The organism is Shewanella vaxholmensis, from assembly GCF_031932135.1.
Taxonomy (GTDB): Bacteria; Pseudomonadota; Gammaproteobacteria; order Enterobacterales; family Shewanellaceae; genus Shewanella; species Shewanella hafniensis.
Genome location: NZ_JAUOEV010000001.1, coordinates 386,307 through 412,994, shown reverse-complemented (window position 1 = coordinate 412,994; position 26,688 = coordinate 386,307). Strand labels below are relative to the sequence as shown.

Annotated in this window: 20 protein-coding genes; 8 read left to right on the top strand and 12 right to left on the bottom strand. The window is 46.8% G+C overall.

Annotation, left to right across the window (positions count from 1 at the left end; translation table 11 throughout):
• The first annotated feature begins 90 nt into the window (after nt 1–90).
• Nucleotides 91–1,764: an ExeA family protein gene (locus tag Q4Q46_RS01645; protein ID WP_311905054.1), complete on the top strand. Its 1,674-nt coding sequence runs from the start codon at nt 91–93 to the stop codon at nt 1,762–1,764.
• Nucleotides 1,764–2,882, top strand: a complete 1,119-nt coding sequence (locus tag Q4Q46_RS01640) for a general secretion pathway protein GspB (RefSeq protein WP_311905053.1) — start codon at nt 1,764–1,766, stop codon at nt 2,880–2,882. Before Q4Q46_RS01645 ends, Q4Q46_RS01640 begins: the two co-directional genes overlap by 1 nt.
• 147 nt (nt 2,883–3,029) lie before the next feature.
• Here Q4Q46_RS01640 and nhaD read toward each other — a convergent pair whose 3' ends face one another.
• Nucleotides 3,030–4,277 carry a sodium:proton antiporter NhaD gene (gene nhaD / locus Q4Q46_RS01635; protein ID WP_311905052.1) on the bottom strand — a complete coding sequence of 416 codons (1,248 nt, stop codon included), beginning with the start codon at nt 4,275–4,277 and terminating at the stop codon, nt 3,030–3,032.
• Between the two features lie 551 nt (nt 4,278–4,828).
• Between nhaD and Q4Q46_RS01630 the strand changes: the two genes are divergently transcribed.
• The gene (locus tag Q4Q46_RS01630; protein WP_006080737.1) at nt 4,829–5,026 is read left to right on the top strand and encodes a hypothetical protein; all 198 of its coding nucleotides are present in this window, start codon (nt 4,829–4,831) and stop codon (nt 5,024–5,026) included.
• A 112-nt stretch (nt 5,027–5,138) separates the two neighbouring features.
• Here the strand turns inward: Q4Q46_RS01630 and hemL are convergent, their stop codons facing one another.
• From hemL to Q4Q46_RS01615, 3 genes are all read right to left on the bottom strand, one after another.
• Nucleotides 5,139–6,431 (bottom strand): glutamate-1-semialdehyde 2,1-aminomutase, encoded by a 1,293-nt coding sequence (hemL, locus tag Q4Q46_RS01625; RefSeq protein WP_311905051.1) that lies wholly within the window; start codon nt 6,429–6,431, stop codon nt 5,139–5,141.
• A gap of 26 nt (nt 6,432–6,457) precedes the next feature.
• Nucleotides 6,458–7,477: an aspartate carbamoyltransferase gene (locus tag Q4Q46_RS01620; RefSeq protein ID WP_006080739.1), complete on the bottom strand. Its 1,020-nt coding sequence runs from the start codon at nt 7,475–7,477 to the stop codon at nt 6,458–6,460.
• 276 nt (nt 7,478–7,753) lie between these two features.
• On the bottom strand, nt 7,754–9,478 hold the full coding sequence (locus Q4Q46_RS01615; protein ID WP_006080740.1) for a chloride channel protein: 1,725 nt from the start codon (nt 9,476–9,478) through the stop codon (nt 7,754–7,756).
• Between the two features lie 74 nt (nt 9,479–9,552).
• Here Q4Q46_RS01615 and Q4Q46_RS01610 point away from each other — a divergent pair, with 74 nt between their 5' ends.
• On the top strand, nt 9,553–10,356 hold the full coding sequence (locus tag Q4Q46_RS01610) for a DUF6776 family protein (RefSeq protein ID WP_311905050.1): 804 nt from the start codon (nt 9,553–9,555) through the stop codon (nt 10,354–10,356).
• Nucleotides 10,349–10,699 (top strand): iron-sulfur cluster insertion protein ErpA, encoded by a 351-nt coding sequence (gene erpA, locus Q4Q46_RS01605; RefSeq protein ID WP_006080742.1) that lies wholly within the window; start codon nt 10,349–10,351, stop codon nt 10,697–10,699. The genes Q4Q46_RS01610 and erpA overlap by 8 nt, the downstream gene beginning before the upstream one ends.
• Nucleotides 10,700–10,795: 96 nt before the next feature.
• On the opposite strand, the gene Q4Q46_RS01600 is transcribed toward erpA, so the two are convergent.
• From Q4Q46_RS01600 to aqpZ, 3 genes are all read right to left on the bottom strand, one after another.
• Entirely contained in the window at nt 10,796–11,245 is a 450-nt protein-coding gene (locus Q4Q46_RS01600) for a hypothetical protein (protein WP_006080743.1), read from the bottom strand.
• A gap of 25 nt (nt 11,246–11,270) precedes the next feature.
• Complete coding sequence (locus tag Q4Q46_RS01595) at nt 11,271–11,651, bottom strand: DUF2750 domain-containing protein (RefSeq protein WP_006080744.1); 381 nt, start codon at nt 11,649–11,651, stop codon at nt 11,271–11,273.
• Between the two features lie 164 nt (nt 11,652–11,815).
• On the bottom strand, nt 11,816–12,511 hold the full coding sequence (gene aqpZ, locus Q4Q46_RS01590) for an aquaporin Z (RefSeq protein WP_006080745.1): 696 nt from the start codon (nt 12,509–12,511) through the stop codon (nt 11,816–11,818).
• 677 nt (nt 12,512–13,188) lie between these two features.
• On the opposite strand from aqpZ, the gene Q4Q46_RS01585 reads away from it, so the two are divergent.
• Nucleotides 13,189–16,212, top strand: coding sequence for a TonB-dependent receptor plug domain-containing protein (locus Q4Q46_RS01585; protein ID WP_311889471.1), 3,024 nt, complete (start codon nt 13,189–13,191; stop codon nt 16,210–16,212).
• 601 nt (nt 16,213–16,813) lie between these two features.
• Here Q4Q46_RS01585 and Q4Q46_RS01580 read toward each other — a convergent pair.
• Entirely contained in the window at nt 16,814–19,222 is a 2,409-nt protein-coding gene (locus Q4Q46_RS01580; protein WP_311889469.1) for a S9 family peptidase, read from the bottom strand.
• Between the two features lie 308 nt (nt 19,223–19,530).
• Here Q4Q46_RS01580 and Q4Q46_RS01575 point away from each other — a divergent pair, with 308 nt between their 5' ends.
• Nucleotides 19,531–21,681, top strand: coding sequence for a winged helix-turn-helix domain-containing protein (locus Q4Q46_RS01575; protein WP_311905049.1), 2,151 nt, complete (start codon nt 19,531–19,533; stop codon nt 21,679–21,681).
• A gap of 13 nt (nt 21,682–21,694) precedes the next feature.
• Here Q4Q46_RS01575 and Q4Q46_RS01570 read toward each other — a convergent pair whose 3' ends face one another.
• Together Q4Q46_RS01570 and Q4Q46_RS01565 are read right to left on the bottom strand one after the other, a co-directional pair.
• Entirely contained in the window at nt 21,695–22,804 is a 1,110-nt protein-coding gene (locus Q4Q46_RS01570) for an anhydro-N-acetylmuramic acid kinase (protein WP_012088585.1), read from the bottom strand.
• Between the two features lie 20 nt (nt 22,805–22,824).
• Nucleotides 22,825–24,231 (bottom strand): peptidoglycan DD-metalloendopeptidase family protein, encoded by a 1,407-nt coding sequence (locus Q4Q46_RS01565; protein ID WP_012088586.1) that lies wholly within the window; start codon nt 24,229–24,231, stop codon nt 22,825–22,827.
• 126 nt (nt 24,232–24,357) lie between these two features.
• On the opposite strand from Q4Q46_RS01565, the gene tyrS reads away from it, so the two are divergent.
• A complete protein-coding gene (gene tyrS, locus Q4Q46_RS01560; protein WP_012088587.1) occupies nt 24,358–25,551 on the top strand; it encodes a tyrosine--tRNA ligase in 1,194 nt (397 codons plus the stop codon).
• 90 nt (nt 25,552–25,641) lie between these two features.
• On the opposite strand, the gene Q4Q46_RS01555 is transcribed toward tyrS, so the two are convergent.
• A complete protein-coding gene (locus Q4Q46_RS01555) occupies nt 25,642–26,070 on the bottom strand; it encodes a hypothetical protein (protein ID WP_012088588.1) in 429 nt (142 codons plus the stop codon).
• A 126-nt stretch (nt 26,071–26,196) separates the two neighbouring features.
• Nucleotides 26,197–26,688 carry a nuclear transport factor 2 family protein gene (locus Q4Q46_RS01550; protein WP_012088589.1) on the bottom strand — a complete coding sequence of 164 codons (492 nt, stop codon included), beginning with the start codon at nt 26,686–26,688 and terminating at the stop codon, nt 26,197–26,199.

Genomic DNA, 26,688 nt, shown 5'->3' with positions numbered 1-26,688 from the left:
ATGTGTCACATTGATGTTGCGGATATTTTGACAATAACATTGGGACGCTTTAACGTGGGGCGTTATTTTTAAATTAGGATGATTGGTGGTATGTACAAGGCCTTTTACGGACTCAGCGATAACCCTTTTTCGATTGCACCCAATCCCCATTATTTATTTTTGAGTGATAGGCATAGAGAGGCGTTGGCCCATTTAACCTACGGGTTAGGGGAAACGGGCGGCTTTGTGTTGCTAACAGGGGAAGTTGGCACGGGTAAAACGACGGTATCTCGCTGTTTACTTGGGCAATTGCCCGATAATACCGACACCGCATTTATCCTTAATCCATCGCTAACAGAGCTCGAGTTGCTCGCCACGCTTTGCGATGAACTTAAGATTTCCTACGGCGACAATCCCACACTCAAGCAGTTGACCGACCACTTGAGTCGTTTTTTATTGGACAATCACAGCAAAGGTCGTAATACCGTGCTCATTATCGATGAAGCGCAGCATTTACGCCCTGAAGTGCTGGAGCAACTGCGCCTTCTGACCAATCTTGAGACGGACACTAAGAAGTTACTGCAGGTCATTTTAATCGGTCAGCCAGAATTACAGCTGTTATTGAAGCGCCAAGAGCTGCGTCAGTTAGCCCAGCGGATCACCGCTCGCTACCATTTATTACCGCTAAATGAAGATGAAATCGCTCTTTATGTGTTGCATCGCTTGCAAGTCGCGGGACGATTTGAACCTTTGTTTACCCGCAAAGCCGTTAAGGTGTTGCAAAAGTACAGTGGCGGCATCCCTCGATTAATTAACCTCTTATGTGAACGCTCGCTGATGGCGGGCTATGCGCAATCGCGGGTGCCCATCGATCATCATATGGTGCGGCAAGCAGCGGCTGAAGTATTAGGTGAAGAGGAGCCGACTCAGAATAGGTATCTTTGGCCGACAGCGACCGCTGCGGCGTTATTTGTCGCTTTTGGTATTTCCTATTGGCTATTTACCGACAAGCCTGTCAATGCCGCGTCAGCGTCTAGTATGGCCCTTGAGTCAACGTCAGCAAATGTTGCTGCATCAAACACTCAAGCTTTGAGTGCGACCGAAGGAATGAGCAAGTTAGTACAACCCGTAGATCAGCAAAGCAGTCAGGTGTCTATTCCAGATCCCAATCAGCGCTTACTTAATGATGCGATTAATCAGAGTCGCGATATCGATACCGCCTTTGCGGGGTTGTTCAGCGTGTGGGGCAAAGTACCCTATAAAGGCTTAACCGCCTGCCAATCTGCGGTTGAGCAAGGATTGTCTTGTTATCAGCAGCAGGGTAACTGGATGTCACTGACTCGGCTTAATTATCCAGCTGTAGTGTATTTGGTTGATGACAACCAACAGGATTTTTATGGCGCTGTGATTGCGGTGGATGGCGAGCAGTTGCTGATGCAGTTAGGTGAACAACAACTGTGGGTTGATAGAGCTTGGTTCAATCAACATTTCAGTGGCACCTTCGAAATCCTATGGCAAGCACCTAATTTGCCTATGATGGATATCAGTCAAAAATCGAGTCCAGGTCAACTGCAATGGTTAGAGAATGCCTTAGCCCATGTGAATAATCGCAATACTCGCAGGGTCAATCAATTCGATGTGCAACTGGAAAATGATCTTAAAAGCTTCCAAAGTCAGCATGGCTTAAAAGCCGATGGTATTGCCGGAAATCAGACATTAGTGAGATTAAATTTGTATTTAAGTCAGCAAGGTCCACGTTTAACAGATAATGGGGCGCGCAGCTGATGTCCATTTTACTCGATGCCGTGACCCGTAATAAACAACAGCAACAATCGCCTTTACCCGATGCGGTGATGACGCCAAGGGCTAATTACCCGCAGCCACGTAAATCAGGCGTGCCGATAGGTAAACTGTCTTTACTTGTCGTCGCAGTCGCCGCCGGAATTGGCGTCGCTTGGGGATTAAGTGTTTGGGATCAAACTCGACACATTTCAACCGAACATGCTTCAACTAACAATGTGGCAGTGGCAAAGGTATTGCCACCAACTGCATCTTCCTTACCAGCTTCGATAGTGGCTAAAAGTGCGCTTCAGACTGCCTCGACAGAATCGGTTGCTCAGTTGCAATCTGAGGGCAGTGCTAATACAGGTGTTCGACTCGCCGGAAAAGTGGCGCTGCCTCGGGCACAGACTTTGCCCGAGTTGACTGCATCATCGCAATATCAGGGCGGGGGTGTAGCAAACTCGGCTCAGGCTTCTAGCGCGAATATGAACAGCAATGCAGCTCAAAGTTACAAGGTTACTAACAGCAATGCTGCTCAAAACAGTGACCCTAGCTATAGTGATTCCAGCTACGGGGACTATATGGCAACGTCTGCCCAAGTGGATGCCGCAAGTCGTGAAGTTGCCTCTATGCCTGCGGACACGCAAACACAGCAAACTATGATGTTAGGTGCTAATGCCAATGAGTCGGGTCTTGCGAGCTTGGAGGCGCTGCGTCAGCAAGTGAGTGCGGCGGCGGAAGATGTCGGTTTAGAGACCAACAAAAGTCGCGATGAAGATAAGTTAGTGGCTTCCTTTCAAAATGCGTTAAAGGATGTGGAATACACCAATGCGGCGGAGACAAATGTCACTGAAGCAAAATTAGATCCTATCCCTAAGACAGCTGTGGATGATATCCCTAAATACGGCCAACTACCTGCTGGGCTGCAATTGCAAGTGCCTGAATTTAATATTGTCGCCCATGTTTATTCCAGCGATCCGACCCAAAGGTGGCTGAATGTGGACGGTGCAGAGTTACAGGAAGGGGATATGATTGCGGGTAAGCTGAAAATTATCTCCATTCGTCCACGTGACATAGTGTTAGATATTCAAGGCACTCAGTTTAAAGTACCTGCAATCTAACCAGGTTATACGAAATTGACTCTGGCACTATGAGCAATGCTTGCGGTTATTTGTGCTAGCCATAGCTAAAAATGTGCTAGCCATAGCTAAAGAGTAAAAATGAAAAAGGCGCCCTAGGCGCCTTTTTTGATCTTAATGAATTTCTACTTAATTATACAGTCTGTAGGCTAAGAATAGGGTCAATGCGTAACCGACGCTGTAGCAAAGGAAAAGTGCTGGAACGTATTTCAAATAACTCACAAACGTTAACTCTTTTACTTTACTCATGGCCACAATACCCGATGCTGAACCGATAATCAGCAGTGAACCACCCACGCCGACACTATAGGTCAAGCCAAGCCATTCAGGGGTATTAAGCACAGGGCTTGCTTTTAACAATGCAGCTGTTAATGGCACGTTATCAATCAAGGCTGAACCCATACCTGTGACGAAGTTAGAGATGTTTGGATTAAACATAGTATAAGCTTCGGTCAGCATGTCTAAGGTGCCGATTTCTTTAAGCATACCCACGAGCAGTAAAATACCTAAGAAGAACAACAGGGTGTCGTATTCAACTTGGCGAATATACTCAAGGATTTTGATTTCTTCTTTATCGCTACGTGTGGTGTGGCCAATCAGGAACATGATTGACAGACCCGTTAGGAAGGTCAGCACTGGCGGGATACCAAATAATATGTTCAGTAACATGGTCATTAAAATCGTGCAGAAGAACACGAGGGCAATCATGACATCAACGGTTTGATAGGTGTGTTTGATGGGGGTCGTGCTCACCACGCCTTCGGCTTTGAGTGAGAACAGGGTCGCCAACAAAATCACGCTCACGGCCGATGGGATAAACAACACCAGCAGTTCAGACATATGCACATGGCCGCCTAAGAAGATCATCAATGTTGTTACATCGCCGGTGATCAAAGCGACACCGCCTGAGTTCACTGCGAAGATAATCAACACTGCCATTCTGCGGCGCATTTGCTTGTCGAGTTTAAAGGTGGTTAATAAGCCTAATGACACTAACGTCGCGGTGACGTTATCACAAAATGCCGAGAGCACGAGTGCGAACAGGGCAACTTGGATCATCAACATGCGCACCGACACTTTCTGCGGGAACAGCTTTTGCACCATGATTTGGATCATGCCTTTAGCGTTCAAGTACGCGACGAAGGTCATGGTCGACATCAGAAAGAGCCAGAGTGTGGCAATTTCGAGCAAATTTTCATTGAGTTGATGAGCAACGAGTTTCTCATGGGCCGGTTCACCAGCAGCCATAAACAGCGCTATCCAAGAGATACAACCAAAGAATAAGGTGGTTTTTGCTTTATTAAGGTGGGTCACTTCTTCGAAAATAATACTGAGCAATGCGAGCACGGCCAGTATGATGAGAAAGGTATTTAACATAACTGCAATTCCAACTGCTGTTTTAATGTCGTAGGGCGACTTGAGTCAACCTAAAGATTGGGCATATCAAGGCTGAGTTAAGCTAGCCGTGTTAGCGCGTGCGGATCAGAACATAATGGGCTAAAGAACGCAACTGTTAGCTGTGACTCAATTTACCGCTGCTTTGTGATGTTGATCCCATGCGTTTTAGCGATAAACTGGTTTTATATATCGGTACTTTAATTTTTGTTAGTGTGATTGACTATATTGTTTGATTTGATTACCGCGTTAAAAGTGAGATCTACGATTAAAGTCTAAGCAGTCAGTTTGTCGATCCTTCAATTAATTTTTGTTCAGGAAGAGATCCATGAATGCAGAGGCCAAAGTGGAGTCGTTTTTCCACACTTTCCCCTGTTATTGGCCACAATGGCTTAATTGATTCGCGTGTCACAAAAATGTCTTTGCCAAAATCTTGACTGGATACAAAGTGAGCGCTATCTTGTGGCTGTTTTCTTATCTGGGCACAGGATGTTGTGTTAACACGGGATGTTGTGTTTTTGGAGTAGATGTAAATGACATTTGTTATCCGGAGCCTTTTGCTTTTGGGCTCACTGGTTTGGTTAACGTATTCTGGCAAGCAGCTTATTGCGCTGGGTGTGATGAGTCAGCCTGAGCTCGCTATTGAGCATATCAATTTGACCATACAGCTGGTTGTGGCGGCGATAATATTTAAATCGGCTTTAGGTTCTAAAAAGTCCGATAGCTACTAACGCTAAATAAAGCTAACTGAATCTAAGTAAAGCTAATTAAATTTAATAAAAACAAAGGGACGCTATTGCGTCCCTTTGTTTTTTTAAGGTGTAGCAGCCCTAAGATCTAGGTTTAGCTTGCCGCTTTCATGCTCGCTAATACGCGGTCAGCCGCTTCTAAGGTCAAGCGCATTTCTTCTTCGCCATGGGCCATAGACAGGAAACCGGCTTCATAAGCGCTCGGTGCCAAGTACACGCCTTCATCTAACATACCGTGGTAGAAAATACGGAACTGCTCAATATTACATTGGGTCACTTGGTCGAAACGGGTGATTTCCGGTTGTTCTGTGAAGAAGAAACCGAACATGCCGCCAACATAGTTGATCGCCATTGGAATACCGTGCTTGTCAGCTGCCGCTTTAAAACCTTCGGCGATACGTTTGGTTTTCGCGCTCAACTCTTCGTATAGACCTGCTTCACATAGGGCGTCCATTTGCGCCAAACCTGCTGACATCGCAATTGGGTTACCAGATAACGTTCCCGCTTGGTAAACCGGACCCGTAGGCGCGATAAACTGCATCACATCTTTACGGCCACCGAAGGCCCCCACTGGCATACCGCCACCAATCACTTTACCAAGCGTGGTCAAGTCTGGTGTAACGCCGTAGTAACCTTGAGCGCCGCTTTGTGATACGCGGAACCCTGTCATCACTTCGTCGATTATCATTAAGGCACCGAACTCGTCACAAATATCACGCAGACCTTGAAGGAAATCTGGGATAGGTGGAATACAGTTCATGTTGCCAGCAACGGGCTCGATGATGATGCAAGAAATGTCAGTTGGATACTGCTCGAACAGGGTTCTTACAGAATCTAAGTCGTTATACACAGCCGTTAAGGTGTGCTTGGCGAAATCTTCTGGAATACCGGGTGAGCTAGGTTGGCCTAAAGTTAGTGCGCCAGAACCTGCCTTAACTAACAGGCAATCCGCATGGCCGTGGTAACAACCTTCGAATTTTAAGATCTTGTCACGATTAGTAAAACCGCGTGCTAAACGAATGGCGCTCATCGTAGCTTCTGTACCAGAGCTCACCATACGAACTTGCTCGATAGAAGGCACCATAGAGATGACTTTCTCGGCCATTTGCACTTCAAGTTCTGTTGGTGCGCCAAAAGACAAGCCATTTTCCACCGCCGCTAATACTGCAGCACGGATTTTAGGGTGATTGTGGCCGAGGATCATCGGGCCCCAAGAACCGACATAGTCGATATAAGCTTTGCCATCGGCATCGTAAATATAAGCGCCGTTTGCTTTTTCAATAAACAGGGGCGAACCGCCTACACCATTAAATGCACGAACCGGAGAGTTAACGCCGCCGGGGATGGTTTTTTTAGCCTGTTCAAATAGCGCTTCGGAACGGGTCATGTTGAGTCCTTAAAGTCTGTAGCCAACTAGCGATCGGCTTTACGTGAATACCAATTAACCGGACACTCATATTTTTCGAGTTGATGATCAACGCCGAGTGTCAATGCAAACAAAGCCATGCGAATTAACAGCCCATTATCCGCCTGTCTGAAGATAGCGAGATTAGGGTGGCTGTTCAAATCATTATCTAACTCATTGGCTTGCGCGCGTGAATCCCTTGGAAGCGGATGCATAATGACAGTGTTAGATTTGCAATGCTGAGTGTAAATACTGCGATTTAAGCGGAACTTGCCGCGATACTTATTCGCTTCTTCCTGTGAAGGGAAGCGCTCTTCCTGAATGCGAGTGAGATACAGAATATCTGCTTTATCTAAATGGCCTTCAAGCTGGTCGGTTATTTTGATGCTATGGCCAGCATTTTCAATGTCGGAGATCACATAATCAGGCATCGCTAATTCAGCAGGTGAAATCAGTGTGAAACTGATGTTCTTATACATGCAGAGTAAGCGTGATAGTGAATGCACGGTACGGCCAAATTTTAAGTCGCCGACCATTGCTATGTGCATGCCATCGATACCGCGGCCGGCACATTTGAGTTCTTTTTGGATAGTGTATAAATCGAGTAGAGCTTGAGTCGGATGTTCGTTCGAACCATCGCCACCGTTGATCACTGGGACGCGGCTGCCCTCGGCAAACTCTTTCACTGAATAAGAGTCTGGATGGCGCATGGCAATCACATCGGAATAAGTGGATAACACGCGCGCCGTATCGTACAGGGATTCACCCTTAGATAAAGACGATGAAGCCATACCTGTGGTTTCACGCACATGGCCGCCAAGTAAGTTAAAGGCACAGCCAAAACTTACGCGGGTACGGGTACTGGGTTCGAAAAACAGGTTACCTAAAATGGCGCCATCGAGCACATTATTGCGCTTCTCTCGAAGTGCATAGGGCATCATGCGGCTAGCGACATTAAAAATAGTTTGGATTGAGTCAAGATCTAACTGGTTTACGGAGAGGATATGGGATCCTTCGAACTGATTCATCAGCCTGTTTTCCAATTTGCTAGGGGGCATTTTAAGCTGCGGTATCGCGCTTATCTGCCCTGATGTTATGTAGGGTGGCTGAGGCGCGATTGTAGCAGAAGCACAGGGGCAACGAAATAGCCACATTGCCACTGTGTTAGATTTTTGCGATGAAGCCCAAAGCTTTTAATCTGCCACCTTAGGTTTGGTATCAAGGTTTGGCATCGATATTAGGTTTTGCATCACTGTCAGATTTTAAATTGATATCAGGTTTTAAATCGATGTTATTAATTGGCACTAGGCTTGGCCTAAGCGAATTTCCTGTTGCAGGTTCGACCAACTGATCACTCCGACCACGTTATCGGGCGTATCTTGATAGATAAACACCTCACCGCTGCGCTTGGGTGACAAGAGTAAATAGGCTTCATTGAGCGTAGTGCTGTCGCTTAAGCCTTGCATGGGATGGCGCGATAGTGTGGTACTGTCATCGTAGGATTGCATTTCAAGGCTGAGCATTTCGATAACGCCATCGGCATTGCGAACTAGCACAGGTCGACCTTCTGCCCGTTTAAGCACTTCGAGTAACAATTCATCGTTGTTATTGACGATAACAAAGCGTTTATCCATCAAGGCTCGCACGCCTTTTTTCTGCAGCGCTAAATTTACTGGCGCAACTTTATAGCCTAGCCCCATGATTTCTAATTGTTTAAAGAAAATAGAGTTAGTCTTAAAACCTTGATAGGCAATCAAAAATGCCGGAATAGTCACAAACATCGCTGGCAGAATAATACTGGCATCATTGGTCATTTCTAGCAGGGCGACTAACGCCGCCAGCGGCGCGCTTAAACATACGCCCATCATGGCCGTCATGCCGATCACAGTGTAAAGCCCTACATATGGAGCGATCGACGGGAATAAGATGGCACTGATCAGCGCCAAAATCGCCCCGAGCAGCGCGCCGATGCCATAGAGTGGACCAATCAAACCGCCGGGGATACCTAAGCCAATCGCCGCAATAGTGGCAATGATTTTGGCAAATAATAGGGCAATTAACAGCAACAGACTTGGATGTTGACTAATGGCTTCGCTAATGGCGAGATCGCCCGTGCCAAGGGCTTGCGGTAATACTAGACCGATTAGCGTGGTGACGCTGCCCGCCAATAATAGTCGGTAAATCAGTGGCCAATTTTGCCCCGTCGCGGTGACTTTTAAGAGTGAGTAATTAAACAGCGCCGCAGCGCAGCCTAATACCACGCCGCCGATAGCGAGAATAGGGTAGTGATCTAAGGGAATGTGGATCACTTGAATACGGTCAAATTCGTGCACATTACCAAACACTAATTGGCTTGAAACCGCGCCACAAATCGCGGAGAGCATAATCGGGAAGAAGTAATGGACTTTATATTCGCGGACAATCACTTCGAGAACAAAAATCACTGCCGCCAAGGGCGCGTTAAAGGTCGCGGCAATCCCTGCGGCAATGCCACTGGCGCACATAATACGCACACTGTTATCGGGAAGATTGAATTTTTCGGCGAGAAAACTGGCACTGACAGCACCCAGATGAATAGCAGGGCCTTCGCGGCCGACGGAGAAATTGGTGCCGAGGGCGAATAATGCTTGAAAAAATTGCCCTACGGCAGATTGCAGCGGAATTTTACCGTAGTGCAGTTTAACTCTATGTAACACATAGGCTATTCCCATACGCTTATAACGTTTGGAGCCTAGCTTAGCCACAATCCAAATTAATATTGCGCCTAAAAGTGGTAACAGGGCTCGCCAGTCGGCAACGTTCCCCGTAAAATCCAGCGCCTGTATTTGGGTGTAATGATTGGCCCAAACGAGCAAGAGTCGAAACAGTAAGATCACGCAGGATGCGAAAATGGCAAACAGCAGTGCCAGTATGCACAGTTGTGCACTGATCCTCGCTTGGGATAAATGGTCACGTAGCTCATTGGTTAAATACTTTTTGGCTGTGACTATGGCATGTTGAATAGCGACTTTATTTATCGTTAATTGCACTGCATTGGCCTGAGTTGTATTGTATCGAACTCGTTCTTGAGTTGATTGTATTTTATATAAGGGGCTGTTACCTAATGCCAAATTATCATCGTTGGCTAGATCGGCTGCAAGTGATGGATCTCAAGTATCGTCCATCTTCAGTGTATTTATCGCTTTTAGTGTTAGTTTCTATTCTTTTTGGGGCTTGGATAAGTTTTCTGCTACTAAGCAGTGATGAGCCCGTGGTTAAACACATCAGCAGCAAAACCCAACGCTTGAGTGCTGAATTAGAAACACAGACCCAATTACTAGCGACCCGAAATCTAGAGCTGTCCGTCGAGCGTGAGGCTAACGCCCAAATGCAAGATATGTTTGGCCAGCAGATGAAAAAGCAAAAAGAATTGGAACATGAGCTGGCGTTTTACCGTAGCATTATGACACCGGATGATAATGCCGAAGGTGTCGCCATCCACGGACTTGAAATGACGCCGGGCGTTTTAGCCGATGAGTACAATCTCAAACTGGTATTAACTCAGCTGCAAAAGCGCAAGCAAGCGATTCAAGGTCGAGTCGAATTGACATTAATGGGCGTGCAGGAGGGGAAATCCGTTAGCTTGAGTGTGAACAAACTCACGGGTTCTAAGTTGGAATTTGATTTTCGCTATTTTCAGGTCATAGATACCAAGGTCACTGTTCCTGCAGGCTTTAGTTTACAGCAAGTGAAAGTCAAAGTGCTGGTGCCTTCGAGCCGCTGGACCAAGAATTCGCAGACAGAACATGTCTATAGTGCCCCTGAGTTATTACAGGGTGAAAAAGAACCACGGGTAATACTTGAACAAAACAGTCAGGTAAAGGATAATTTGCCCCAGAAAACTGATGTAAGAGGTAGTAATGACTGATCAAGCTGATACAGCAATGCCAATCCAATTTACCGATGCGGCAGCCGCTAAGGTGAAAGGTTTGCTGGAAGAAGAGCAAAATCCTGCACTTAAGCTACGAGTCTATGTGACTGGTGGTGGTTGTTCTGGATTTCAGTACGGCTTTACCTTTGATGAAAAGGTCAATGACGGCGATTTTACGATAGAAAAACAAGGCGTCCTCTTAGTTGTCGATCCTATGAGCCTACAATATTTAGTCGGTGGTGAAGTGGATTACACTTCAGGACTCGAAGGTTCTCGCTTCTTTGTGAAAAACCCTAACGCAACCACAACTTGTGGCTGTGGTGCCAGTTTCTCTGTATAAAGATTGCTCACTTAGCGCTTTTAAGGTGTGAAGTGAGATCAAAAAAGCCGTCGCAATGACGGCTTTTTGTTGGGCAAAATTCAGTATGCTACGAACTTAACTCATGATATTCAGGTTAAGCTTAGGTTTAAACCACGCCTTTACCTTTTTATCAAAAGCGACCCAGACTTGCAGTAATGACAAGATGATTAACGCGATAAAAATCACATAGTCAGGCAGTTTGCCCTGCCATTCACCTAAATGCACCGTCGTCGGGCCTACCACTAAATTGCCGGGATCGTACATGATTACTGGCAGCATGCTAATCAAGCCAAGCTGCACGACTGTGTAGCCACGCAGCATAATAAGCGCCGCCTTTTGTCGACCAATAATGGCAATCACCATTAAAAGTGTTAGTAGACAAAATAACACGCCTTGTTTAGCGACTAAGCCACTCACGGACGCAACAACATACACTAGCAGCAGGGCAATCAGTCGTTTGGGTAAACGTGAACTCACGGCCGCGTCAGCCTTAGGTGTCGGTATAGCCGATTCTTGCTCGCTCATAGACATTCTCGCTTAGCGATTGAGATTAATGGCTTTGCTTAGGCGCTAATCGTTGATCTAACTCATAAGGTGGGATAACCACACCTAAATCATCTAATACTGGGAACACGGCAACGAACAGGTCGTCATCTTCCATGCCTGGCACCCATCTTTCGTGAAATTCATCGAATGGGATCGCTAATGTTTGGCAATCGCTCCACTCATCCACAGCCCAAGATTCAGCCGCTTCTTCGGTTGGCCACATTGGAATGCAATCTTCTTCTTCAGTGGTCAGCATTACGCAACCGTCTTGGTCTTGTAATGTCCAAAGAACTTTATGTTCTTTGACTTGCTCAACGAGGTAATCGTAACGGGCTTCTGGTGTCATTGCTGCTGTCTCAGCGAGGGTTTTAACAGTCTTGCTCATGAAAAATATCTCTTTTGCTTGAATAGGGCGAAGCCTGTTGTGTCTCTAATGTAAAAACCTAGGGCACAGCAAAATTCACCAGTTGGCTAAATGGTAACATTAGAGCGGGATTAGAAAAAGAACAACAGCGCCAAGAGGGCGCTGTTGTGTTAGATCTTCGATGTTTATTCTGCCGCGCGGAAGTAGCGATAGATAAAGCCTGCCAAAATGGCGCCGACAATCGGGGCTACCCAGAATAACCAGAGCTGCGATACCGCCCAGTCACCGACAAATAACGCAGGACCTGTACTGCGAGCAGGATTTACCGAAGTATTGGACACTGGAATACTGATAAGGTGGATCAAGGTTAAGCCTAGACCTATGGCAATCGGGGCAAACCCTTTTGGCGCGCGTTCATCGGTGGCACCTAAAATAATGATCAAAAAGAACAGTGTCATAACGATTTCGCAAATCATGACCGACAGCATGCTGTAGCCACCCGGTGAATGTTCACCAAAACCGTTAGAGGCAAATCCACCCGCAAGTGAAAATCCTTCCTGACCAGAAGCAATAAGATACAAGATACCCGCGCCTGCAATCCCGCCCGCGACTTGGGCTATGATATAGGGCAATAATTCTGCCGCTGGAAAACGTCCGCCAGCCCAAAGGCCGAATGACACCGCTGGGTTAAGGTGGCAACCTGAAATATGGCCAATCGCAAAGGCCATAGTGAGAACTGTTAAGCCAAATGCGAGCGCGACACCGAGTAAGCCTATGCCCACCTCGGGAAATGCAGCGGCAATTACCGCACTGCCACAGCCTCCAAGGACTAACCATAAGGTGCCAAGAAATTCCGCCGCCATTTTTTGTGACATATTCATTGATTGATTTCCTATTTAGTCGATTTATGTCTGTGTGGCTTTTGACGCCATTACATAAACCCTTGTTTATCTCGCTGGTTAAGTTTAGCTAGATAAATAACCATTCCCTTAATTAAAGTTTTGCACGCCCAGATTGTTCATGCCAAAGCTGGCCATCACAATCAGAGTGTTGTGTCTTTACTGCTTAGTTAACAATCACTTTAGTTCGTTTACATGGCATAACTGTGATCAAGCATAGATGGGTTTTCATATTGTGCATTTTTGATCATGGCTTATTGCGTCAATGAGCGGATTTTCTGGGGTATTAGCCATTTTTGTTTTTTTACCTGCATAGATTGTATAGATGGCAACCTGGTGATTGAGGGATTGCTTTTCCCTCACCTCTTGCGTATCAAGCCGTTGAGTTATTCTTATAAGTTATTGAAAATAAATAAATAGATATTTAATAGATATAAAACGGGGAAATAAACGAGGGGTATTTCGTTGTCGCTCATTACTAGGCAAAGTAAAAGGGTTGAGTTACTTGAATGTTAATTATGTGTTTCTGTGTTGCTAGCCATGATTAGACCAAAGTCCTTGAAGAAAAATCGCTGACTAAGGCTTTTGGATTAATTCAAGTAACAGTGCCAAACAACAACAAAAATGGTTTGCGATGCCTAAAAGTGAAGGTGGGAAGGATGAAGAAGAAATTATTGACCTTGGCAATCCAAGCTTCGATGTTTGGTATTGCTCCTTCGGTAGCATGGGCTGCCGATACGATTGAAGTGAATGCGGTGAATGAAAGCGCTAATCGGGTTGAAGTTGAGGTAGCTGATAAACAAGAAAGCATCGAAAAAGTGACAGTCACTGGCTCGCGGATTAAGCGTGACAGCTTTTCACTTAGTACTCCACTGCAGGGCCTAGATGCGAAAGATATCGCCGATAGCGGTATTGGATCATTGGCGGATATTCTAGTTGACCAAATTCCTGCATTAGCAGAAGGCGTTAGCAGTACAAATAGCCAATCGAGCGTGCAAAATACGGGTCTTTCAACCATTGATTTACGTAACCTAGGTACAGACCGTACCCTGACCTTGATCGATGGTCGCCGCGTAGTATCAAACAGCTATAGCGGTAACTATGTCAGCTTAAGCACGATTCCAGCCGCTATGGTCGATAAGGTCGAAATCATTACCGGTGGGGCGTCGGCTGTTTATGGTTCCGATGCGATTGCTGGGGTGGTGAACATTATCACTCAACAGAACAAGACGGGCTTTGAGATTAACGCCCGTGGTGGTGAAACCACCGAAGGTGGTGGTCGTGAAACCACTGTCGATGTAGGTTATGGTACTGATTTTAATGGCGATAAAGGTTACATCTTCGCCAGTGCGACTTACGATAAGCAACATGGGTTATTTGCGACCGACAGGGAAAGAGCCCTGTACGAGTCAAGTTTTGCCTACGATGAAAAGCAAATGTGTAATGCCATGAACACTGTCGATGGCGACCAGTGTATGCGCGATATTACCCGAGACGATTGGCGCGAACGCAGTAATGACATCATCGGTGGCCGCTTTAAATCAAACTCTTGGTGGTACGATGGCACTGAGCTTAAAACCGATTTTAAAGAAGAGCGTGATGGTTATAACGGTTACACCACAGGTTTATTAAAAGTCCCTGAGGATACCTTGGCCGCGGCGGTCAAAATGAACTATGACCTAAGTGACGATGTGCGCGCGAATGTGCAAGTGCAGTTTAGCCGCAATAACGCGTTTCGTCGTACCGATGCCGAAGGCCAAGACTATAACGACACTGAACTCTATATCGACCCTGTAACGGGTCTTCCTGGCACTATTGCTGCGGGCAGTATTTCACCAAACAATCCTTATGTGCCAGCCGAAATTGCTGCAATAGCAGGCAAGAGCATCACTTGGGATCGCCGCTTCCAAGAAGTTGGGCCCGTTGAGAGCGATAACGAGCGTACTACTTTGCGTACTTGGGCGGGATTGCAGGGCAACTTATTTGAAACTTGGACCTGGGATGCCTCACTGGGTTACGGGAAGTTTGAACAGCGTCAGCGCCGCAGCAATGAGATCAGTATTCGTCGTCTGCAATATGCTCTGGATGCTGAATACGCCGCAGATGGTGTGACTATCCAATGTGCCAGTGAAGAGGCAAGGGCCGAGGGTTGTGTTCCCGTCAATATCTTTGGTGAAGGTTCAATCAGTAAGGAAGGGGCGGACTATATCCGTGCCAATCCCTATATCAACACGGATATCACGCAATTTAATGCCCTAGGATTTATCTCAGGCGAATTGTTTGAATTGCCCGCGGGTGGCGTGCAATCGGCATTCGGGGTCGAATATCGCCGTGATACTCAAGCCGTCGATACCGATAAAGCGATGCGTGGCGATGCGATAACGTTTAACGATGTGCCGCCCTTTGAAGGGGATGTGACCGTATGGGAAGCCTTTGGTGAAGCGAATCTTCCTTTGTTAAGGGATGAGGCTTTTGCTAATAGGCTCGACCTAGACTTGTCATTACGTCTTGCCGATTACAGCCAGAAAAACATCGACTTAATGTCGAGTTATCGCGCGGGTATCCTGTGGGAGCCTATTGCCAACTATGCACTACGTGCTAACTACTCTCGCTCGCAACGTGCGCCGAATATTACCGAGCTGATTTCTCCACCCCGCGGAGATTACGACAGTATTCGCGATATTTGTGATGGGGTAACAGCAACCTCTACAGGGGCAGGGCATGATAGTTGTCGCCAAGACCCTGGTATTGCAGCCGCAATTGCGACTAACGGTATCTTTGAGGATGCGGGCGGTTCTAAATATTCGCCGAACGCTGGTAACGAAAACCTTACCGAGGAAACCGCGGATACCTATACCTTAGGCTTTACCATGGCGCCAGCCTTCCTCGAAGGCTTTAATCTGGCGGTCGATTATTACGATATCAAAGTTACCGACGCCATTGGTTCACTAAGCAACGAGGATATTCTGGCCGAATGTTATAACTCGAGTAATCCCTATGGCGCCGATAACGAGTACTGTCAGGTCATCAGCCGCGATACTGAAGGGCAAATCACCCAGGTTATCCAACAGGAACAGAACCTAAATGACATTGTCACCCGTGGTGTTGATATCGCCATGGCCTACGAGTGGCAGTTAGACGGTTACGGTGAGCTTAGCTTAAAAACTAACTGGACCCATGTGTTGGAATTCAGCACTAGCTACTATGGCGCCGATGGTTTAGTTGAAGATGACTATGTGGGTGAGCTTGCCAGCGGGATTTTTGAGGACAGAGGTTCAATCTCATTAACCTGGAGCAATGATGATTGGCGTGTACGTTGGAGCGCTAAGTATAAAAGTGCCATGGTCGATAGCCACGATAGAGTTGAAGAGTGGAACGTGCTGAAAGCCGAAAACCAAGCCAAACTCGATGCTGGCGATGCCACTGCGGTAGCCAATCCAGAAACGCCTGCATTCCTATTCTACAGCTCGTATATCACCCACGATTTGTCGGTGTCTTACACTATGGACGTAAGTCAGGCTGAATTACGTTTATACGGCGGTGTGCGTAATATTTTCGACAATCAGGGTCCTTGGGTGGCCGATACTGGTGATTTAGTCGAAACGGGTAATGGTAACTACAGCAGCGCCTATGGCGGTGGTGTTGGTCGCTATGCCTACCTAGGTGCAGAGCTTAAGTTCTAATATCGTTGAATTGATACTAACCACTTAAGTTTGCTCAACCGCATGTGGCTCCCTGCATGCGGTTTTTTATTGCCAATCACCGTTAGACACGGATATCAATAAGTTCATCGTAATCAGTTCATCGTAATCAGTTCATCGCAATAAGTTCGTAGTAATAGGTTTGGTGCACGTAGCAAGCCATAAACTGGAGAGGGTGGTACTAAGCTTTTACTGGTTTTAGACTACGGTAATTAACTTAAACTCTTAACTCTGGCATTTAACTTAAGCTTTAAGACAGGCAGTTAACACAAGCTCCTTGCTCTCGCGGTAAATCTTGGCTCCTCACATAGGCGAATGCTCTTCGGGGCGCTTTGAGTGAGAAAAACAGAGCATAAAGTCAACAGGCTAACGGCGGAATAGTAAAAGACCTAAGAGACAAAGGCTAAAGATACAGAGGCTCAATGCACCAGTGAGGGGGAGATACTCTCTTGAATACTGAATAAACACAGTATTTAGGGATAAGTGATAGCAGTAACTTGTTAAGCGATTGGCGGCTGGTTATGCCGCCAATCCTTTGATGGGATGTACTTGTGGAATGCTAAGCGTTATTTAGCTTATTGGCTCACAGGTTTGTGGACGGCAGATTTGCCTTTAAGAACTGGCTTTGTTCCCAGAGCAAGTGTTCTAGGGATTCCTTAGCCGCATAACTGTGTCCTTCAAATGGCAGGATAACTAATCTTGCTTTACCGCCAAGGCCTTGAATGGCATCGAACAAACGCTCAGATTGCAGCGGGAATGTGCCTGAGTTTTGATCCATCTCACCGTGAACTAATAGCAAGGGTGATTTGATATTATCGGCGTAATTAAACGGTGACATTTGCTGGTAAATATCATTGGCTTGCCAGTAGTAACGCTCCTCATTTTGAAACCCAAAAGGAGTGAGACTGCGATTATAGGCACCGCTTCGGGCAATGCCTGCATAAAACAAATCCGTATGGGCGAGCAAGTTTGCCACCATAAATGCCCCGTAGGAATGCCCGCCTACGGCGATTTGTTTACGATCGGCAATGCCTAAATCCACCAAGGTATCGACAGCCGCCTGTGCGTTGGCAATGAGTTGCTCGCGAAAGCTGTCATTGGGCTCTTTATCCCCTTGAGCGATGATGGGCATAGAGACTTTATCAAACACCGCAAAGCCTTCGGCGACTAATGGGATTGGGCCCATAGGGCTGATGCTGGGATATTGATTGGCGCTAAAGTTAATTTGGCCCGCGATGTCGGGATCGTTAAATTCCCGCGGATAGGCCCACATTAACACGGGTAGGGTGCCTTGCTCCTTGGTGTAATTGGCGGGTAAGTAGAGAGTGCCAGACAGGGGCACGCCATCGGCTCTTTTGTAGGTGATAAGCTGCTTCTGCATTCCCCGATACGCACTCAGTTCATCGGCCTGTTGGTAGAGCACACTTTCTTTGGCGCCATCGATTAAGACAAGGCTTGGGGCTTCAGTCGGGCTTTCACGGTTGATAATCAGTTGTAAGGGCTCAAGATTGAGCACGTAGCGCACCGACTCTAATTGCTGGGCTGGCGATTGCCAAAGCAGTGACGACTCACCCGTCAGTAATGAGGTGCGCTTTAAGAAAGGCTTATCCCCCTGTGGCGATGCCCCTTGGCCGTAGTGAATAAGCCCTGCGGTTTGCGTCGGCTGCAGGCGGATCACATGCCCTTTGCCTTGGGTGTATTCTCTGGAGAATATTCCAAGTTCTTGATATTTATCGCGCAGATTACGCTCGTTCAACGTCTGTAGCCTACTTTCTCCAAGGCGGGTATCTAGGCTACTCAGTCGCAGTAACTGTGCTTTGCTATTGCGCTGGGTCACTAAGGCGATGTTGTTCTCCGCCCAGTCGATATCGATGATCCGCCAAGGGGTTTTGGCGATGAGTTTGGCCTTTTGGGTAAAGGGCGCGTCGAGTTGCCATAGACTGTCCCGTAGCGGCGCCTCCAGCTGGCTATCGCCCTGATCTAGAGCCTCGGTAAAGGCTAAGGTTGCGCTTCGCCCTTGAACCCAATGGAACTGGCGTGGGCCTGGGAGCACTGAGTCTCTTCCTTGGGGCTTAGATTCTCCACTCTGGCTTTGGTGCAGTTGCGTTATGCGTTGGCCATCAAGATTATAAATCTCTGTTAAGGTTGGAAAATCATAATACTTTACTTGGGTTGAGAAGGGCGCGGTGAGCTGATGGGTTAAAATATAGCGCCCATCGGGTGACACCGAAAAGTCCTCAAAAATACCCGGCGCGGCGATAGTTGTCAGCTTGCCATCTAAATCCACTCGGGCCAATTGACTGGTCGTCAGTTGGCTAAAGCGTTGTTTGTCAGCGCTGGTTTTCAATAAGTCCTGATAGGTGCGCTGCGGGCTTTGTTTGCCTGAGGTTTCCTTGGTTTTCGGTGCGTAAACGGCCTGAGCCATGCTTGTGTTGGCATTGGAGGCTAACACAAAGCGAGCGAGTAGACTGTTATTGTTAGCCCACTGATAATCAAGGCTAATCGTGCCATTCAATCTGTTGTCTGACAGGCGCTTGTGGCTATCTTGAGCGAGGTTGTAAACATATAAGTAACCGCCCTCTGGCGTTATGCTCACATAGGACAGATAGCGACTGTCGGGGGAAAACTGCAGCTCAGTAATATCATGGCCGCCGGGCAAGCTAATCATTCGCTGCTGATTGTTTTGAATATTAATTAGCCTGAGTTGGTGGTAGCGTTTGCTAATACGGCTGGGTAAATATTGCTCGGCGGCGATACGTAATCCTGCCAGCTTTTGCTCTGGCTGGGCCAACGTGGCAATGCTCGGCGCCGAAATCGGGCTGATTAATGCCAGCCATTGATGATCGTTTGAGAGTCGTGTCGTGAGGCTGGTACTGTGGTTAATGGTTTGCTGCAATGCAGAGGAAGGTTTTTGGTAGTCTTGTGCTAAGGTCTGTGGGGTAAAAATTGGACATAACATCATCCCGATGCAAATCAAGGCTAAACGAAGCATGTTTGGGTCCCTAACAAAGTGCATAACTCCCGCACAGATAATTTGTAACAGGAGTAAGACGTTGACGCATAAGTTTTTATTGGTCATGCAGTTGTAAGCAATCTGTTGCTTTGTCGCAACCCGCCTCGACTCGATTCTATATTGTTTAAATCTCTATTTTAGATTTTATACGAGCTAATATTTTGAATTTTATATAGTTAGTTTAATTCATTCGTTTGCTAACTGGGCTAAGTCTTAGGTAGTATCTAACCGAATGATGCACTCATTACCCTAACCATAAAAAGATCAATAACTCAGGTGTGAGAAAAATGAAGGATAAGAATAAGTTGAGTTTTTGCTTAGGAAGTTGTCGCATTGACCCTTCCGATAACTCAATTTCATTTCAAACGCAGGCGGATGAAACGTCCCAACATGAAGCCGCTAAGGTGTCACTTCAACCTAAGTTTATTGAAGTGCTTAGCTATCTTGCCTTGCGTCATCCTAATGTGGTGACCCGTGATGAGTTGATCGAAAAAGTGTGGGAGGGCAATGTTTACGTAGGAACTAAGGCACTCACTAATGCGATTTGGCATTTACGGCAGCAATTGTCGCCACTCGAACAGGATGGTGGTGTGATTGAAACCGTGCGTAAGGCTGGGTACCGCCTCTTATTGCCCCCTGTCTACGACATTTCTGATGACACCGACATCGATAAACTCCAAATCACTGAGGCGAAGTTACAGCATACGATGCGACGACTGCATTTTATGGTGATATTGATGGGGGCGGTCATTGTGACTGTTGGTCTATTGATTGGCGTGCACCTGTACCAAGATAAACAGCGGATGACAGAGACCCAAATGACAGTGCTGACCAGAGATCCGGGATCGGAGCGTTATCCTAGGTTATCCCACGATAGGCGTTGGTTAGTGTATGGTGCGAGTCGTCCTGGCGTTACTTCTAGTCTGTATCTTAAAGATTTTAAACGTGAAGACATCCCCGCCCGTCAGTTAACGCCTTCCACATCGGCAGAGCTTCGCGCAGTGTGGAGTTTAGATGACACTAAGTTGTTTTTTGCCTCCCGAACTCAGGGAACGGGAGAGTGCCAAATTACTCAGTTAACCCTTGCAACCAATGAAACCCTCGCCTTAGCGCCTTGCTCGACCGATATGGCGGCAATAGATATTTCTGCTGACGGCCAATATCTTGCGTATGTTTCCTCCCTTGAGGCGGGTAAGGTGGGTGGTATCTACCGTTTGTCTTTGGTGCAACCTGACGCTAAGGCTGAAAGATTATCCTGCGAAGTGCACTGTAACTATGAAGACCGAGATTTAGCCTTCAGTCCTGATGGTCGTTGGCTGGCAATAGCGAGACGCTTTAGTAATATCTCGGAAGATATTTTTATTCGGGATTTAGCCAGTGCCAGTGAGAAACGCTTAACCCACGGACTAGAAGATATTCGCGGCTTGAGTTGGACACCTGATAGCCAGTCGCTGGTTTTTGCCACCGAAGATTCCGGCAGTCGCAACGGTTTTACTATCGATATTGCAACCACGCATATTCAATCTCTCGATGTAGAGGGAATGAGTTATCCCAGCAGTGTATCAGCGGAAGGTGAGCTTGTTTATCACCAGTATCGTCGTCAATTCCAAATGGCGTATTTTTCCCTTGGGGAGTCGGTATCTGGCAGTTTGTTTCCGCTCCTGTATTCTAGTATCAGCCACCGAAATCCCGATTATTCCCCCGAGGCGAAACGGATAGTATTTGTCTCTAGTGAGACTGGCTATAACGAGATTTGGGCGTCAGATATAAACGGCAAAAAACTTGAGCAACATACTCATCTCAAGTCGCGCGTAGCTTACCCGCGTTGGTCTCCCGATGGCTCTAAAATAGCTTTTATCGCCCCCGATGATCGCAATGAAGGTAATCGCATTTTTATTTTAGATTTAGCCAATAAAAATATTACTGCCTTAGCCTCGAGTTATCACAATCACGGTCGCCCCAGTTGGAATTGGCAGGGCACTGCCGTATTAGCATCGACCAGCGATGGCATCACGGAGTTTTATTTAGATAACAGTACACCAAGAGTGATCAGTCCTCTGACTATGGCTGTGGGATTTGCGAAATCGGCTAACGAATTTGTATTTAGCCGTTATGGGGGGAATGGACTCTGGCAGATTGATTTAACGCAGCCTGAGCAGGTTCGAGAGTTAATTCCTAGCAAAGTATTCCGTGCAGGTAATAACTGGGTGCTTACGGCAAACGGGGTGTATTTTAAATCGAGTAATGGTAACGAGCAGCGGCTGAATTTTTGGGAGGCGAGCAATCAACAGCTGACATCACTCCTAAGGGTTCCCCGTTCGAGCTTAAGCGGTTTTGGCTCTATGACGTATATCCAAGAGTCAAACCGCTTAGTGATGACGCTCGATGGCTTCCCACAACGGGATATCATCTTGCTTAAGCATAAGTTACTTAAATAAGTTGCTTTAAGGATTACTTAGCGCTAAATCTTCCGCCGAGTACAGCTTCGCGGGAGGCGCCTGTGACAGCTGGGAGGTTGGCGGGTAAGCCTAAGTGGTTACGCATGGCGAGCCAGGCGAAGGCGATGCCTTCGGCCCATTTAGGGTCGACGCCAAGGGCCGAGGTAGTATCCAGCTTATAACCTGGTAATAAGGCGGCAAGACGTTGCATCAGTTGGCCATTGAACGCGCCGCCACCACAGACGAACAATTCCCCTTCATTGGATAGTTTAATAATGTCTTGGGCTATGCTGTGGCAGGTTAAATCCAATAACGTCGATTGGATATCTTCTTCATCTAAATGATTAAAAGGCGATAATTGCTGTTCTAACCAAGCTTGGTTAAATAGCTCTCGCCCAGTGCTTTTAGGGTAAGCAAGGGAGAAATACGGGTGCGAAAGCAGTTGCATTAACAGGCCTTGGTCGGTTTTGCCCGATGCCGCCCATTCGCCATCTCTATCGAAGGGCTCACTTTTCACCTGCTGGATCCAGGCGTCTACCAAGGTATTGCCAGGTCCCGTGTCGAAGCCCAGCACTTGGTCACTGTTGCCCGGTAAATAAGTAATGTTAGCTATGCCGCCAATATTTAAAATAATGCGTTTTTTGCCAACTTCAGCAAAGGTTTGCTGGTGGAATGCGGGCACTAAGGGCGCGCCTTGGCCACCTAGGGCAATATCTTTACGGCGAAAATCGGCAATCACATCGATACCGGTTTCAGTTGCTATAGTGTTTGGATCGCCAATTTGCAGGGTAAAACCCACTTCAAGGTTTGGCATGTGGCGCACGGTTTGGCCATGGCTTCCAATGGCGATAACCTCTTCTTTGGCAATGGTGCATTTGCTCAGCAGATTATTGACTGCTAAGGCAAACAGTTGACCTACATTACGATCTAAACGGCCGAGGCGGTTAATTTCATCTGTACTGGGTAAGCAAAGGCGCTGTAGGCCTTTGAGCAAATGGCTCGGTATGGCTTCGGTATGGCTGGCGATAAGCTGCGGCTGCGCGCCAGAAAAGTCGACCAATACGGCATCGACACCGTCCATGCTGGTGCCTGACATCAGTCCAATATAATAAGCGTTTTTCATTGGGAGGAATCCGTCCGTCGTTATTGCATTGCCAATTGCGTTTGCTTGTTTTGCGAAAGTGTAGTCATCAATTGCTGGCTGAGTGCATCAAATTGATGTTTTTCTTTTCTCGCAATTGATTCGGCTTTAGGTAGCGTTATGGTTCTTGGGTTGCGGTGGACGCCATTGACGATAAATTCGTAATGCAAATGCGCACCCGTGACGCGCCCCGTTTTACCTAATGTACCTATGATTTGCCCTTGCTTAACGCTGGCTCCTTTGCTGACGTTGCGCTTCGTGAGGTGAAGATATTTGGTGGTATAGGTATCGTTGTGTTTGATAAACACATAGTTACCGTTGAATTGATTGTAGCCCGCTTCGATGACGCGTCCGCTCCCCGCCGCTTTAATGGGTGTGCCAATGGCGGCGACATAATCCACACCACGATGGGCTTTTACTTGGCCCGTTACTGGGTGTAAACGCCTTGGATTAAAGTTGGAACTGACATATTTAAAATCGACTGGTGAGCGTAAGAAGGCTTTACGCATGCTAGTGCCATTTTCGGAATAATAGTTGCCGTCGGTATAGCGAATGGCGGTATAGCGCTCATCTTGGTTAACAAATTCTGCGGCTAAGATATTGCCGTTACGCAAAAATTCACCATCGGCATATTCTTGCTCATAAATAATGGCAAAGTTGTCGCCTTCGCGTAAATCTAAGGCGAAGTCGATGTCCCAGCCAAATACGGTCGATAATTGCATGATCTGATTTGCACTCATGCCTGCATCGACGGCGGCGTTCCAGAAGTTGCTCTTAATCTTAGCACTGGTGAAATGGCTGCGAATTTCCACATCCTTCTCAGAGATTTTTTCTTGGTATTGCTCTTGATTCTTAGTAATCACTAAGGTTGAAATTGCATTGACGCGATAACGCACTTCGGTCAAATCACCATTAACATCCTTTGAAATCACGATTTCTTCGCCTGGCATAATCTTAAGTAAGTTTTGTTTGGCCAAGGGGAGTTGGGTGATTTCATACACGTCTTTACTGGTTAATCCTGCGCGATCAAATACTGCGGCTAAGGTGTCACCGTTTTTCACGTTAAAATGTTCGACGTCCCTGTGATGGGCACTTTCGAGGGATTCTGTCGCTGGATTATTAGCATCACCCGCGGCAAGCACGTCGGTTGACGATAATGGCGCAGCATTGGTGGGCGCATTGTCTGTTTGGCCCTCTAATAACTCTGGACGTTCAGGCGAGCGAAACGCTAAAGGCACATCATAACGGGTGTTGATTTGAGCTTGGTCATCAATGCTAGTGGTTTGTCTTGAAGCTTGCGCTTCTTCAGAAGGGAGTAGCATGGTTATCATGGTGATAACTGAAAGAATGCTGAGGAGAATTTGATGCTTTTTAGGCAACAATTTAAATAACGTTATAACCTTTCCCATTGACGCCGATACCAATAACCAGAGACTTAAATAATCCCGTTAGTGTACACACTTTCAATTGTGGTGGCTAACAAGTAACATAAGTCTCTTCATTTTATGATCATGGCCTTAGGAGTCCCTGCCGAGATGGCTGATTTAGACCAAGTATTAGCAGAAATTAGACGTGGTACCGATGAGATTTTACTCGAAGCGGATCTGCTTGAAAAACTCAAAGAAGGACGTCCACTCCGTATTAAGTTAGGTGCCGATCCTACCGCTCCGGACATCCATCTTGGACACACAGTAATCTTAAATAAATTAAGGTTATTCCAAGAGTTAGGTCATGAAGTCATTTTCTTGATCGGTGACTTTACTGGTATGGTGGGTGACCCAAGCGGTAAAAACAGTACGCGTCCACCGTTAACCCGTGAGCAAGTATTAGCGAACGCCGAAACCTATAAAGAACAGGTTTATAAGATACTTGATCCAGTTAAAACCCGTATCGAATTTAACTCAAGCTGGCTAGAGCCATTGGGCGCAGCGGGGATGATCCGCCTTGCTTCCAAGCAAACTGTGGCTCGTATGATGGAGCGCGATGACTTTAAGAAGCGTTATGCCTCGGGCCAATCTATTGCTATCCATGAGTTTATGTATCCTTTACTGCAAGGTTATGACTCAGTTGCGCTGCAGGCCGATGTTGAGCTGGGTGGTACAGATCAAAAGTTCAACCTATTAATGGGCCGTGAACTGCAAAAAGCGGAAGGCCAAAAGCCACAAGCTGTGATCATGATGCCGCTGCTCGAAGGTTTAGACGGCGTGAAGAAAATGTCTAAGTCGGCGCACAACTATATTGGCGTGAGTGAACCTGCCAACGAAATGTTTGGCAAGCTGATGTCGATTTCGGACGATTTAATGTGGCGCTACTTTGAGCTGCTATCATTCCGTCCACTGGCTGAAATTGAGCAGTTTAAGCAAGATGTGGCCAATGGGTCTAACCCACGTGACATTAAAATCGCTTTGGCGAAGGAAATCATCACACGTTTCCACGATGAAGCGTCTGCAGAAAGCGCACACCAAGCCTTTGTCGATCGCGCTAAGGGCATGATCCCTGACGATATCGAAGAAATCGAGTTAGTGGCGGGTGAAGGTATTGCGATTGCAAATCTGTTGAAAGATGCTGATTTAGTGGCGTCGACTTCAGAAGCCATGCGGATGATCAAGCAAGGCGCGGTGAAGATGGACGGCGAAAAGCTGGACGATAGCCGTATGACTTTGTCTGCTGGTACTGTCGCGGTATTCCAAGTCGGTAAACGCAAGTTTGCCAAAGTGACTTTGGTTTAAGACATTGTCTGTTAAATGAAAAGTCGTTAATCGAACAAAAAGAGCGCCTTAGGGCGCTCTTTGTTTTTAAATCTGTTTCACCCCATAAGATTAAGGCGCTGTGTTGGCTTCATGCTCGGCGATATTACATCTGTCGGTGCCAAAGTGTTGCCCATCGCTGCATTTCCACGCCAGTTGCGCCGAACTCACCTGCCATTGTTTTGCATTCTGCTTTAAGGAAATAATCAACAGCATTTGTGGATGTTGCTTGGAGAGCTCGCTCACCTGATAGGTCAAAATGCTGTCTTTATTGGTTTGGGTTCGCACTAAGGTAAATTTGTTGCCTGCGTATTGGCTGCTGATCTGACTTGGGTCTTCCGACCAAGGTTGATGTTGCGCCTGAGCGACACGCAGCTGCTGATTAAAATGACTGACGGGCTGAACGGCGTAGGACACGATAATGGGCTGTAAGGCCTGTGCTTTTGGTGCCAGCATTAAGCCATTAAGGGCGAGTAGGGCTATCAATCCAAAAAACTTCATACAAACCTCATTGAAACGAAACGACTCAGTCAACCTAGCTAAGGTGAAATACGCAGTGGTATTGACTCATTGTTAGTTTCGACCCGTTTTTAGGGATCAAGTTTCAAAGACGGGGAAATTTTGTGACTACTGCATCGCTAATTGATCAGACATGGTCTGGTAATCGATAAGATCCACATGCTCAGTCACCCTATGGTTGAGCATATCGAGTTTAAGGCTAGTGACGCCAGGAATAGCGATGTCGATGATTTTGCCAGGTTTGCCGAATTGCTCGCCCGGCCCTTTGAAGTGATAGTTACCTATCATTACTACCAAAGAGCCAGCGTTATACATATGTTCTATGTTGAAGTCGTACTCGAGTACGCCCTCATGGGCGCGCTCAAGAAAGTCGATGATGAAGCGGCCGCCGGTGTATTTACGGTTAGCGGTTTTGTCGAAGAAGATACTGTCGCGGTTATAGAATTTTCGTAGTGTCTTATAGTCGTGTTCGGTTAGTGCATTCATATACTTTACGGCTAACAGCTGTTCTTGCGGCATTTCACCTGAGTTGGCTTGCGCCGCTGCAGGATTGAGGGCAGGAACAAAAATGAGGCACAAAATAAGACACAATATTCGCAA

Coding starts and splice junctions, on each gene's coding strand:
- hemL (WP_311905051.1), bottom strand. CDS start 6,431: ATGACCCGTTCCGAAGCGCTATTTGAACAGGCTAAAAAAACCATCCCC.
- erpA (WP_006080742.1), top strand. CDS start 10,349: ATGACTGATCAAGCTGATACAGCAATGCCAATCCAATTTACCGATGCG.
- Q4Q46_RS01570 (WP_012088585.1), bottom strand. CDS start 22,804: ATGAAAAACGCTTATTATATTGGACTGATGTCAGGCACCAGCATGGAC.
- Q4Q46_RS01640 (WP_311905053.1), top strand. CDS start 1,764: ATGTCCATTTTACTCGATGCCGTGACCCGTAATAAACAACAGCAACAA.
- Q4Q46_RS01580 (WP_311889469.1), bottom strand. CDS start 19,222: ATGCTTCGTTTAGCCTTGATTTGCATCGGGATGATGTTATGTCCAATT.
- Q4Q46_RS01620 (WP_006080739.1), bottom strand. CDS start 7,477: ATGAATCAGTTCGAAGGATCCCATATCCTCTCCGTAAACCAGTTAGAT.
- Q4Q46_RS01630 (WP_006080737.1), top strand. CDS start 4,829: ATGACATTTGTTATCCGGAGCCTTTTGCTTTTGGGCTCACTGGTTTGG.
- aqpZ (WP_006080745.1), bottom strand. CDS start 12,511: ATGAATATGTCACAAAAAATGGCGGCGGAATTTCTTGGCACCTTATGG.
- Q4Q46_RS01585 (WP_311889471.1), top strand. CDS start 13,189: ATGAAGAAGAAATTATTGACCTTGGCAATCCAAGCTTCGATGTTTGGT.
- Q4Q46_RS01645 (WP_311905054.1), top strand. CDS start 91: ATGTACAAGGCCTTTTACGGACTCAGCGATAACCCTTTTTCGATTGCA.
- Q4Q46_RS01555 (WP_012088588.1), bottom strand. CDS start 26,070: ATGAAGTTTTTTGGATTGATAGCCCTACTCGCCCTTAATGGCTTAATG.
- Q4Q46_RS01575 (WP_311905049.1), top strand. CDS start 19,531: ATGAAGGATAAGAATAAGTTGAGTTTTTGCTTAGGAAGTTGTCGCATT.
- Q4Q46_RS01565 (WP_012088586.1), bottom strand. CDS start 24,231: ATGGGAAAGGTTATAACGTTATTTAAATTGTTGCCTAAAAAGCATCAA.
- Q4Q46_RS01610 (WP_311905050.1), top strand. CDS start 9,553: ATGCCAAATTATCATCGTTGGCTAGATCGGCTGCAAGTGATGGATCTC.
- Q4Q46_RS01600 (WP_006080743.1), bottom strand. CDS start 11,245: ATGAGCGAGCAAGAATCGGCTATACCGACACCTAAGGCTGACGCGGCC.
- nhaD (WP_311905052.1), bottom strand. CDS start 4,277: ATGTTAAATACCTTTCTCATCATACTGGCCGTGCTCGCATTGCTCAGT.
- tyrS (WP_012088587.1), top strand. CDS start 24,358: ATGGCTGATTTAGACCAAGTATTAGCAGAAATTAGACGTGGTACCGAT.
- Q4Q46_RS01595 (WP_006080744.1), bottom strand. CDS start 11,651: ATGAGCAAGACTGTTAAAACCCTCGCTGAGACAGCAGCAATGACACCA.